8 protein-coding genes are annotated in these 12270 nt (G+C 58.7%); 2 read left to right on the forward strand and 6 right to left on the reverse strand.

Annotation, left to right across the window (positions count from 1 at the left end; genetic code table 11):
* Positions 1-95 precede the first annotated feature (95 nt).
* Positions 96-1175, reverse strand: a complete 1080-nt coding sequence (locus OHL12_RS05240; protein ID WP_317889803.1) for a LacI family DNA-binding transcriptional regulator — start codon at positions 1173-1175, stop codon at positions 96-98.
* Between the two features lie 277 nt (positions 1176-1452).
* Entirely contained in the window at positions 1453-3294 is a 1842-nt protein-coding gene (locus tag OHL12_RS05245; RefSeq protein WP_263412774.1) for a glycoside hydrolase family 9 protein, read from the reverse strand.
* 192 nt (positions 3295-3486) lie between these two features.
* Between OHL12_RS05245 and OHL12_RS05250 the strand changes: the two genes are divergently transcribed.
* Positions 3487-6849, forward strand: coding sequence for a TonB-dependent receptor (locus tag OHL12_RS05250; RefSeq protein ID WP_263412775.1), 3363 nt, complete (start codon positions 3487-3489; stop codon positions 6847-6849).
* Positions 6850-6921: 72 nt separating this feature from the next.
* On the opposite strand, the gene OHL12_RS05255 is transcribed toward OHL12_RS05250, so the two are convergent.
* Together OHL12_RS05255 and OHL12_RS05260 are read right to left on the reverse strand one after the other, a co-directional pair.
* Positions 6922-7713: a ThuA domain-containing protein gene (locus OHL12_RS05255; RefSeq protein ID WP_263412776.1), complete on the reverse strand. Its 792-nt coding sequence runs from the start codon at positions 7711-7713 to the stop codon at positions 6922-6924.
* Positions 7695-8516 (reverse strand): ThuA domain-containing protein, encoded by an 822-nt coding sequence (locus OHL12_RS05260; protein ID WP_263412777.1) that lies wholly within the window; start codon positions 8514-8516, stop codon positions 7695-7697. Before OHL12_RS05260 ends, OHL12_RS05255 begins: the two co-directional genes overlap by 19 nt.
* 194 nt (positions 8517-8710) lie before the next feature.
* On the opposite strand from OHL12_RS05260, the gene OHL12_RS05265 reads away from it, so the two are divergent.
* A complete protein-coding gene (locus OHL12_RS05265) occupies positions 8711-9700 on the forward strand; it encodes a YVTN family beta-propeller repeat protein (protein WP_263412778.1) in 990 nt (329 codons plus the stop codon).
* A 61-nt stretch (positions 9701-9761) separates the two neighbouring features.
* Here OHL12_RS05265 and OHL12_RS05270 read toward each other — a convergent pair whose 3' ends face one another.
* Both OHL12_RS05270 and OHL12_RS05275 read right to left on the reverse strand, forming a co-directional pair.
* Positions 9762-10913: an ROK family transcriptional regulator gene (locus OHL12_RS05270; protein ID WP_263412779.1), complete on the reverse strand. Its 1152-nt coding sequence runs from the start codon at positions 10911-10913 to the stop codon at positions 9762-9764.
* Between the two features lie 179 nt (positions 10914-11092).
* Positions 11093-12193: an SIS domain-containing protein gene (locus OHL12_RS05275; RefSeq protein ID WP_263412780.1), complete on the reverse strand. Its 1101-nt coding sequence runs from the start codon at positions 12191-12193 to the stop codon at positions 11093-11095.
* Positions 12194-12270: the final 77 nt, after the last annotated feature.

Genomic DNA, 12270 nt, shown 5'->3' on the forward strand with positions numbered 1-12270 from the left:
CATCCTGGGCAAAAGATCGCAAGCAATTTAGCGCTTGAGACGCATATGCATGCCGGTGCCGAACCCTTCCATTGAGCACCTCGAAGTACGAGCTGTCAACCCACATCGAGTTGAGACAACCGTTTGTTTGGCTGCTTCGCCTTGCTCGGTGCCACAGCCGTGGACTCGCGCACAATCAAGCTCGGCTCCAAGCAGACCAGCTCCGGAACACTCTCGCCGGCCAGCTTCCTCAGCAGCGCCGAAGCAGCCTCGTGTCCCAACCGCTGCAGCGGTTGGCGCACCGTGGTAAGTCGAGGGATCTGATATTCCGACGCGGGAATGTCATCGAAGCCAACCACCGAGCAATCGTTCGGCACCCGCAAGCCTGCGTCCGTCAGCGAACGGATCACACCCATCGCCGAGATGTCGTTGAAGCAAAGAACTGCCGTAAAATCGCGCGTGCGTTCCAACAGCTCCTTCATATCGGGATAACCCAGTTCCGGCGTGATGAGATCTTTCTCCAGCCGGATCGTCAGCCTTTTCCTCACCGGGATGCCAAGCTCGTCGGCCGCCCGCAGTGTCGCTTCCCAACGCGTGTCCGAATCAGAACTGAAGCTCTGCCCGCGCATGAAGACGATCCGGCGATGCCCCAGTGCATACAAATGCTTGAGCGACGCACGCGCTGCGGCGCCCTCATCCAGAATGACACTCGTCACGTTCGGCAAAGCAACGTGATTTGCAACACAAACTGTTGGAACGGCCGGCGTCTCCTCGAGGCGTGTGTCGATCGTAAGAAGGCCTTCCGCTCCGCGCGCATGCAGCAGCTTGGGGTAGGTATGAACCAGATCCCTGCGGTGTCGGTGATGCGCGGTAAAGAAGAAATAGTTCTCCCGCATCAGAACTTCCGCCATGCCGTTTAGTACCTGTGAGTGGTATCCATCCCCCATCTCCGGTAGGAGGATACCGAGGGTTTGCGTCTTCTTGCTCCGTAGTGACCGTGCGATGTGGCTTGGCTCATAACCGAACTTTGCGGCGGCCTCCCGGACACGCTGCCGGGTCGCCTCCGGAATCGACCGATTCGGCGTGTCATTCAGCACAAACGAGACGGTCCCAGGATTCAATCCGAGATACTCACCAAGCATCTTCAGGCTGACCGTTTTGCCGGCTTTTGGAACGTCAGGACCTTGTTTGCTCATCGTGAAACCCAGTCTAGCCAAGATCACGGAAGATTAGACGTCTGACGGATGAGGGCACTCGCCGGTAGCGACGACCCGCACTCCTGCTAGTGATAGCCCCTTGCGCGGCCACCCTGAATTTCCCGTGCCAATGACGGTGCTCTCGCCCGGCCTAGCGGCTTCGATACGCAGCGATCTGCCTGGCAATCAGCAGTGCTTTCGAATGGGCATCCCTGCTTCTATCTTGATCACGGTGTCCGCCGTGCCTCAGCAACTGCTTACACTCGCGCCCTGCCGCTCACTGAGCGTTGTGCGGCAAACAGACGGCATACATGTACCAGGCCGCGTGCGGAAGCCACTCCTCGGTCCAGCGCCAGTCTTCGTCTTTGCCGGTAACGGCGAATCCCTGATTGAACGCGATGCCGTCTCGATCATCGTCTGCCGCGGTCACTCCGTTCACGACCGCGCCAGGTGCGCCGGTGTACTTCCACGAGCGAAAGAACATATAGCGCGCATCGCCGTGTCCGCTGCCGAGCAGCATGCTTGTGTCATAAGGATTGCGCCCCAGTATCCAGTGGAGCTGATCGTTAGCATAGCCCTGCAACTGCTTCTGGAAGCTCGGGTCGTCTGGAAATAATGGAGCAGCTGCGCGTGCGGCTGCGGCAAGAGAGGCGATGCGGGCATTCTCACCCTGCCACCACGGAGCAGCCTCAGAGTCGTGGGGGAAGAAATATGCAGCTCGGATCGTGCCGTCCCCCATGCGGATGACCTGGCGGGCATAGCCAAACGGATTGTTCACGGCGTGGGTCAACTCCATCTCTGCGGCAAGCGAGCGATGGATGACCGCTTTGATCTCGGTCTGCTCAGCCGCAGGAGCGATCTTTGAATACGCCAACAAGGCAACCACAGGCATGCCTGCATCGGAAGGGTGGAAGAAGGGGCGGGTGCCCGCATCGGCCCGCCAATACTTCAGCGAGCCGTAAGTTCCGAAGCGCTGCATCAGACTAGCTGCGCGCGTCTGCGCCGCCTGCAGGTACATTGGACGGTTGCTTGCCCGGTACAGCTCTGTTGCCGCGAGCAGGGCGCAGTAGTCGTCCAGAATGTTCTCCCTGCCGTCGTTCAAGAGCGTGCGGTTATTCTGAGCAAGGAATGCGAATGCTTCCTCAGCCTTTTGCAGGTACACCTTTCGAGTGAAGTCACCGTCCTGGGGCATGGTGCTGGCGAGCGCGAGAGCTGCAATAGCAACACCGCCACCCGCGCGGAAGCTCGCCTGGTAGGCGTATGGACCCGTTGCGGCCTGCACTTGCTCCGTGGAGTCGGAAGCGTCTTTCTTGAGCTGCGTGCGCCAGTTTGGATTGCCCACTTCCCGATCGGCCGCCAGCTTGTCTTTGCCCGGCGCGCTCAGGCTTTCGAGAAATGAGCCGCTAGGCTGCTTCATACGCACGAGAAAGTCTGCTCCGAACAGACCTTCATCCAGCATCCTGCGGCGTTCTTCTGAGAAGTTATCGTTCTGCCGCGCGGTGAGTTCCTTGTATCCCGCAAGCGACGCCCAGGCCACCAACGGGACCTGCTGCGGGTTGAAGTACGACGTCAAGTTCTGGTGCGACAGGTGGATTCCGTAGTCCCCGGTCGCGTCGTACCAGCCGCCGTGCAGGTCCTCTACTCGTTCCGTGCCGGGGATGCGCAGATGCCGATCTGCGCGATCCAGGTCACCGCTGCTGCGCTGCCCTTTGAAGTAGAAGATGACGTTGGAAAGCGTGTCGCGCTCCAGCAGGTCTGGCGCGACTTCGAACGGAGCGGAGGCACCGACCACCCGATCTCCCCGCATGGCCTGCAGGATGTAGCTACCCGGACGTTTCCATTCAGAGAAGTCGACAGAGGACAACGCCTCCAGATGCCAGTGATCCACGGATCCGGCGGGCGCAGCCTTTCCGCTGAAGACCACCTCTCCCGTGTGTGAATCGACCAGGCGGAAGCTTGTGGCCTCGGCCGGACCGGGGCGGTAGTTCAGCAGGAACGCCTGCTTGGGCGTGTCTGGTTCATATCCGACCTGGTCCACCAGGACGCGGGTCTGGGCCGCAAGCGGCAACGCTCCTGCAACCAGGCAAGTGGCAATGCAGGCGTTCCACGCACGTGCCACCCTGTACCGCCTCCCCTGCAAAATCGTCATTCATTCCTCCTGCCGCGATGCGAGTGTGCCTGTGTGAAATTCCGCTTGCAATATTCGTCTTCCCATCCTAATCTTCACGTCATCCGACCCTTACAATCTTTTCTAACGTTTCATTAGCAACTCGAGCGACGTATGTGCTCGCAGCATCTCAGGAGATTCTTCATGGCTCGTAGGTGTTCGCTCCAGCTCGCCGCAATCCTGGTCATTCCGTCCGCAGCGCTCGCCCAAACCGTTACCGGTTCCGTTCGTGGCACCGTTCTAGATCCAACCGGAGCAGCGATCGTCGGCGCGCAGGTGACTGCGATCAACACGGCGACCGGGGTAGCCACAGCCGCTAAAACGGAAAAGAACGGCGACTACTCGCTGCGCTTCCTGCAGATTGGCAGCTACACCATCACAGTGACCGCGCCCGGCTTTGCGGAGGCAAAATATGGGCCGTTTCAGCTGAGCATCGATCAAACGGCCAAGATCGATATTCCGCTATCGGTGAGCGGCAACTCGGCCACGGTGGAAGTGGATACCGGGACCCAGCCGATTCTGGAGACAGAAGCTCCCACGCTGGGCGAGACCTTCACGACGAACGCAATCAACAGCCTGCCATTGAACGGACGCGACTTCTCTCAACTGACGGTCTTCACTCCAGGCGCCATTTCGACCAACTACGGTGCCTTCGGTGGTCAGAACTCAATCGAACGCAGCACCGGTGCCGACAACGAGCCCAACGTGAATGGCAACCGGCAACAGTCGAACAACTATCTGCTGGACGGCCAGGAAATCAACGAAAACCTGAACAACACCATCGGGTACTCGCCCAGCCCTGACGCGCTGGATCAGGTACGCGTGATCGCCGCAAACGCCAACGCGGAGTTTGGCAATGTAAATGGCGGTGATGTGGTGATGGTCACAAAGAGCGGCACCAACTCCTTCCACGGCAGCGTGTTCGGCTTCTTGGAAAACCAGAATCTGAATGCAAACAGCTGGACCAACAAGCGCTCTGGAACGCCGATCAATCCATACACGCAAGCGATCTTCGGCGGAACGCTAGGCGGCCCGATCTTCCGGGACAAGGTGTTCTTCTTCATGGATTACCAGGGTGCGCGTCAGCATAGCGGTGGTCTGGGCACGACTCACGTAGCGCCGGCAGCGCTACGCACCGGCGACTTCTCCGCCCTGTTGCGTGGCAGCAGTCCCATCCAGCTGTACAACACACAGAACGCAGGTGGCCCTGTTCCCTATGCGAACAATCAACTTCCAATCACCAACCCGGTGGCGCGCTTCCTGTTCAGCCACCCAGAGGTGTATCCCCTGCCCAACATCCCGGGCGCCAGCGACGATCCGCTGTCACAGGTAGACAACTACAGCGGGCTAAGCAAGAGCTACCAACGAAACGACCAAGGTGACATCAAGATCGACTGGCACTTCCGTCTGAAAGATGTGCTTTCTGGACGGTATACCCAGGGCATCGCACAGGACGCCACGACGGCAGTTCCCCTTGCTGTGCAGTTCCCGTCTGCATCGGACTACCCCGATCACCTGTTCACAACCACCTGGACGCACACGTTCAGCCCGTCTGTGGTCAACGAATTACGGGCGTCATACTCGCGCATCCGTTTCAACAGCGGCGTCACGACTGATCCGAGCGGCATCTTCGGCTTGAACGGCAACCAGGTAGTCGGCATTCCGAGTGCCGCGCAGCAGACAGCGGGGTTCAGCGCGCAGCAATTCTCGACTGGGTCCATCAGCAATTTCGGTGCAAACCCAACGCCGGAGATCTTCATCGACAACGTGTTTCAATATGCCGACAACCTGACATGGCAGCGTGGACGCCACCTATTTAAGTTTGGCGCACAGATCACCAGATACCAGCAGAACAGCTTTTACCCTGGCAACAACGGCGTGCTGGGCTATTTCCAATACACCGGCCAGTTCACGGCGGATCCAAGCAGCAGCAGCACCAATATCCCATTTGCGGATTTCGTGACCAATAACGTGTATGAAGCCGCGGTCGGCCAGGTAGTCGGGCGCACGGGACAGCGGCAGTATCGCGACGCGTACTTTGCGCAAGACGATTTCAAAGTGAGCGACAAGCTCACGTTGAACCTCGGCGTGCGTTACGAGTACGATCAGCCCATCTACGAGGTCAACAACAAGCAGGCGAACCTGAACCTGCAGACAGCGGCGATCGAGTACGCGGGCGTGAACGGGAACAGCCGAGCACTGTACAACCCCACATACACCAACATCATGCCGCGCATCGGCTTCGCCTATCAGGTCACCCCGAGGTTTGTGTTGCGCGGCGGCTACGGCATTACGACGTATCTGGAAGGCACCGGGGCGAACCTGAGACTGACACAGAATCCGCCGTTCCATAACGACTTCGACAGCATCGCAACCGTACCCGCGTTCAACGGTGGCGTTTATTCTCCTGGAACTCCGTTGCACGCGAGCAGCGGCTTTCCTACGACAAATCCCCCGGTCACAACCTTCTACGCCTGGAAAAAGAATCTCCAGCCGGCGTCGATCCAGGAAGCTTCTCTGACGACAGAATATGAGCTGACCCGAACCTCATCGCTCCAGGTTGGATTCGTGAGCGAGCTTGGCCACCACCTGACTGATCCCGTGTACGCCAATCAGCTTGCCTCGCCTACCGCAACGGCACCATACGCCAGCGTGGTTGGGCAAGGCGGTGTGGTGAAGGTCACGGACTCGCAATCTGCAATGAATTACGAGGCGCTGCAGGTCGTGTTCCGTCAGCACGTCAAGGCCGGCCTGGAGCTCACCGCCAACTACAGCTACGCAAAGTCGCTGACCGATGACATCGGATATTACGGCACCAGCAACACGCAGCAGCAGTATTATCAGCAGAACGCCTACGACCTCGCCGATGAGTGGGGCCCATCCGGCTCGGATGTCCGGCACGCATTGAGCGTCACCGGCACCTATCAGGTCCCGTTTGGGCGCGGCCAGCGCTTCGGAAACAAAACCAACTTCGCGCTGGACGAGCTATTAGGTGGCTGGAAGTTGAGCGGGACAAACGTGACATACTCTGGATTCCCGGTGACCGTCACGTCCAACGCCAACTACTCTAACCTTGTCTTCGCCTATACCGGTGCGGCACGCCCTGACCAGATAAATCCGGTCACGATTCACAATCGTTCGGTCGACCACTGGTTCGGCACCGATCCCGCAATGGTCAATTCCTGCGGCTCAGACCAGCGCACCGTCCTGGTTGGATCGACCGTCGTGAACTGCGTCTACGCCTCGCAGTCCGCCAATCACTTCGGCTCGGTACGGCCGGGTACATTGCGGGCTCCAGGGTTCCTGAACTTTGACTTTGCTTTGCAGAAAAGCTTCCGGATCTACGAGTCGCACCGGCTCGACTTCCGGTCAGACTTCTTTAATGCCTTCAACATCGCAAGCTATGGCAATCCCGACAACAGCATCAACGATCCTAACTTCGGCCAGATCACGTCGACCCGTTCTACCGAGCGTCACATCCAGTTCGAACTGAAGTACGCCTTCTAAACGGGCCTCCTAACAAAGAGGGCCGGAGCTTCTGCTCTGGCCCTCTTTTCTTTTGCGAAGGAAGGAAGGAGGTTAGCGCAGCGGCTTCTTCTCGCCTACCGCTTCTACCGCTTGCTGCAGCAACCTATTCTGTACAGGGCTGTCGAAGATGCGAGCGCCGTGACCCATATTGATGTAGAGCATCCGGTACTGTGTATTGGTCCAAACCACAGGCACATCTCCCTGGGTCAGTATGTCTTTCAGTCCTAGCGGATAGTTCTCCTGAGAGAGCGAGGCCAGTACCTTGACCTTCGGATTGTCACGTGGGTTCGGCAGCCACGAGTACCATTCGTTCGCCGGAGCCTGGTAGCTCTCACCGAATCCTTGGGTGATCGTACTGGTGGTCGATTCGATCGTAAGCCTAGCTGGCAGGGGCGGCCAGTTGTTGCCATAAAAGACAGCTCCACCCAAGAAGCTGACAAACCATGGCCACCCGGAACTGGCGTCGTTATAGGCCGAAGCATGGAAGCCGACCCAGCCGCCGCCGTGCTCCATGTAGCGCTGAAAGGCCTGCTTTTGCGCTGGAGTGTGTGGCTCATCGTCGAGCCAGACAACGAGCTGGTACTGATCCACGTTGCTGTCGTTCAGGTCGTTCCAGTTGGTTGTTGCGGTCCAGCTCCAACCGTCGCGCGCGGCAACACCAGCGTAGAAGCGCAGAGCATCATGCGCGAAATCGACGTGGTCGCCCTCGGTTTCTTCCGTGTAAAAGGCGAGGGCGCGAAACTTCGGCTGGGTCTGCGAACGAGCCGGCTGCGCGAAGGCAATGGCCGCGAGGGTCAGAGAAGGAAGAACCCTGCGAGGAGCTTTCATTTCTGAGCCGCCCATGTGATTGCATTGTGAAACATCTGGGTGAACGCGGTGTTCTGAAACAGCTCAGGATGATGCCCCATAAAGAAGTACACATTGCGAGCCTTCTTCTGCGGGTTGGTCCAGATCACCGGGTGATCTCCCATTTTGATGGAGGTGTCAGGGCGATAGCTGTCTTCATCCACGCGTGCAAGCACTTGGACATTGGTTCTGGGACTCTGCGACCAGGTGTACCATTCTTCATTCTGAACAGCGAACGTGCTGGGAACGGAACGCATGACGGGGTGCTCGGGAGCTTCTACGTGTACGGTCGCGGTCGCAAACGTCCTGATGTAATCCTTGAAGAGAATGCCGCCCATGAAATCCTGAAACCAGGGCCAGACCGAAAAGCCGTCAAAGCTACCCAGCAGGCTCGCATGATGAAAACCGATCCAACCGCCCTTGCCCTCGTCGATGTAGCGCACAAAGGCGTTCTGAGCGTCTGTTGTCCAGTTATACGGCGGGTAATTCAATTGCAGGAACAAGTCGCAGTGACTCAGCAGGCGATCGTTGATGCGATTCGTGTTTTCCAGGTATTCCACCGTGAACCCGTCGCGGCGCGCCTCGCGCGCTAGCCACACCTTTGCAGCATCGACAAACGGCTTGTGTATCCCACCCTTTTCTGCCAGTGCAACGACACGAAAGGGTCGCGCGGCCCGCTGCGCAATCGCTGTTCCGCCCAGGAGTGTCGCGAATGCCAGCAGGAAACAGAAAGAGAGAAGCCGCGTGCGTCGTGAGAGCGGAGGCGATGCGGGATCGTCAGTGATCTTCGGCCGAAGCATGTTGTCAGAATACGGTCTTGCGGCGTATTTGTAACGTTGAGAAAGATACGGTTCTCTACATTCGATGTTGAATGGAAAGGCGAGAAAACCCGATGATGGCGCCACATTATGTACATCGGAAATTGGGATCTTCTGCGGCTGCCGTTCTAATGGTGGCCTTCTTGTGCAGCGCTGTTCACCGCCTCGATGCACAGGTGAGCCAGCCAGCAGAACGGCAGATTACACCGGCAGCCCTGGAGATAGACGGACAGGCTCGTCGTCTGTACGCCGCCGATGCCGGCGGCAATCGCTTGTTGAGTCTGGACTTGAAGACAGGCCAGCAGACTTCGGTTGCAGTCGGACAAAGGCCGATCGGTGTGGCCATGGACACTGTCGCGCACCGAGGCTACGTGGTCAACGCGGGGAGTGGAACCGTCAGCGTCGTAGATCTGCAGGCGGAGCGAGTCGTCGCCACAGTCCGGACAGACATCCATCCGTATGCAATCGCCGTCGACAGTCGTTTGCATCGTGTATACGTGAGCAACGTGTTCAGCAATCAGCTCACGATGATCGACGGAGCAACCAACCAAGCCACGGTCCTCAAGGCCGGTTCGCAGGATGCGCTGCTTGCGGATGCGCAGGCGCATCAAGTCTGGCTGTGCAGTTACGAAAGCGACCACCTTGCTCTGCTGGATGAGGCGAACCTGGCGATTCGGTCCATCCCTTCGGTGAACCACGTTTGGGCTTTGATACCCGGTTTGAGAGAGGGTGAAATCTTCGCTGTCTCAATCGGCAGTGATGAGCTGCTTCGGATCCTTCCCGGTGAAAACGCAGAGAAGGTCAAGGTCGGCAGCATGCCTGACGCGCTCGCGATCGACAACGATCGTCATCGCATTTACGTGGCGAACTACGCGGACAACACAGTGACTGTGCTGGATGCGGATACCCTGAAGACCGTCACGACTGTACCGGTGGGTCACACTCCGCAGGCGCTGGCCGTGGATATTGTTCGGCAACGCGCTTACGTGGCAAACACTCACGACAGTACCGTCTCCGTGTTGGATACCAAAGACAATCGCGTGATTTGGACCGTACCTGTCGCGGGAGTTCCGTACGAACTCAAACTTGATCCTGAGAGCGGTGACGTCTTTGCTGCAACGTTCGGCAGTGTCCCCTTTCGAAGGGTAGTGCTTGAAGGCAAGTGATGAGCCGGCACCGGTCCTGTTGGGTTATACACAGCTCCTGGGACCAGAGGTGTCCAGATCGCTACGCAACGTCCGGAATAAGGATCGACGGCAGCGCTTCAAGCGCGAGGGCGATGGCACCCCACAGGACAGCTTCATCCCCCAGTGTTCCCGCCGCTACGTCGGTCACTGCAAACTCCACTCCCTCCAGCTCCTTGCGCACTGCAGTCAACATTGCTGGATGGCTTCCAACTTCACCGCCAAGCAGGATGAGGCCCGGATTCAGGATCAGAGAAAGATTGATCAGGATGTCCGATATGAGCTGTGCACGGCTCCGAACCACTGCAAGGGCATCTGCATCGCCCTCATTGGCAAGATCCAGAATTTCGCGTGCAGTCATCTTTTTCGTCTGCGGCCGCGATCCGGCTATGGTGGATAACCACTCTTGTACCAAGCCAAACTCCGTAACAAGCTCTTCCAGTTCCCCGAACTCTTGCCCGGTCGGTTTACGACGGGAAAGATGAGGCAGTCGAAGATATCCAATCTCTCCCGCGCACCATTGGGCACCGTGGTGGATCTGCTGCTGCAGCACGATTCCGGCACTTACATTAGGGCCGATGCTGACGTAGACAAAACTGTCCTGGTCAAGAGCGGCACCGCCGTATCGTTCACCCTGGGCGGCCAGATTCGCGTCATTCTCAATCACGATCCGGCAACCAAAGAGTTTCTCGAGCATGGTGCGCAACGGCACAGACCGCCAGTCGTCCATGGTGCTGACGAAAACAACCGAACCGTCCTGCACATTCGTCACCGCTGGCACGCCGACCACTAACGCAAGCAGTTGCTTGCGCGCTATCCGAAGCTGCTTCAGCACTTCGCGCATCGTTTCCTGGATCAGACGGCAGACACGTTCCGGGCTGCTTTGCCCGCGAAGAATCTTGACTGAATGGCGGCACAGGACAGTCCCGTCCAGATCGGTCACTAGAAAGGCCAGCTTGCTCGAGGTGATCTGCACGCCAGCAAGACACCCATGGGCCGCGTTGAAGCGGATGATGTCGGGTGGCCGCCCGCCTTTCGACTTGCCTTCGCCGCTCGGCAACACCAGATTGGCGGCAACCAGATCTTTCACCACGTTCGTCACGGTAGGCGCTGCAAGCCCCAGGGCGCGCACGATATCAGCGCGGGAACAGGAACCCATCTGCCGCAGCACCCGAAGGGTGTTCACGGCATTCATGTGGCGCAGCACAGACGGTCTGCCGAGATGAGGAACGTTTTGCTTCACAGGAAACGGAGCGGCCTTGCAGACTCAGTCTAAGGGAGCCGGGTACGGCCACCAAGCGCGAAAGTACAGGCGACAGACCGCGGCCCAGACGACTGCTGCAGCGCTGAGACGGACGTACGGTGAGCCGGAAACTATTGCTCCATGACGCCGTACTGAAAGCGTGGCGGCAACCGGCATCCCATGCGCTCCACCATCGCCAGTGTCAGCGCCTGGGGCACCAGCAACGAGGTAATCCCCTCCCACGGCTCCGCCACGGATTCAATGTGCACGGGGAGAAGCTGCTCGGTTCGACGATGCTGCTGTGACGAGACCAGGATGACCTTGCCGCCGCGGCGAATACACTCCTCCGCAAGTTTGAGGCCAAGCTCCGGCGCGCGGCCCAGCGCCAGAATGATAGCCAAGTGAGATGCGTCTACATCAAGATTAGGGCCATGCCGAAAGCCTGCTCCGGTATGTGGCGCTGCGCGGAACCCGCTCATCTCGCGGATGCACAGCGCGCTCATCACCGCGGCTCCGTAGCCTGCACCCCGGCCCACAATCTCGATATTGGCCGCACCGGCACAGAAGCCATCGAGCTCCTGCCGCATGCTGAAGATCGGTTGGAGGGCGCGAGCGAAGACTGCCACCGCATGCTCGGCATCGCTCTGCCACGGAACACCCAGGATCTCAGAAGCCATGATGATGGCTGCCGCCGTGCTGTTCGTATACGTTTTCGTCGCGTTGCCGTATTCGGGGCCCGCGATAATCGGCAGCCGATGCCTCGCTAACTCCCAGCAGGTGCTCGCAGGGTTGTTGCAGATGAGCCCCATGGGCCGACCCGCACCGACTTGGAACAGCTTGACCAGTTCCGCACTCTCGCCGGACGTAGTGAGAAGCACCGACAGACTTTGCCCGTACCAGGCGGGCAGACCGAAATGCAACCACTCGCCCGCGTCCACCGAAAACGCGGGCCGTCCGTTGGATTGCAGGAGCGCAGATGCGCTGATCGACGAGCAAAAGGACGCTCCCATGCCGATCAACAGAATAGGACCTGGGCGATCCACGGCAATAGTGCGGAACCATTTGAGCTCTTCCGTGATCTGCGGATCGCTGCGATAGCTCTGCAGGAGCGCCTGCAGAACTTCGGGCTGCTGGCGACACTCCAGCTCCAGGATCTCCGTGCCCGTGGCACGCAACAACTCCGGCGCGGGTTCAACGCCTGCGATCCACCGAACTGGCTTCGCATCGCTCATGTGCGGCTCACCTTTTCTTCTATGCCGTTCCTAATTCTTCATTATAAAGTCAAGCAGTAGCAGGAAGTGCCAGAGTG

Source organism: Terriglobus aquaticus (genome assembly GCF_025685415.1).
Taxonomy (GTDB): domain Bacteria; phylum Acidobacteriota; class Terriglobia; order Terriglobales; family Acidobacteriaceae; genus Terriglobus; species Terriglobus aquaticus.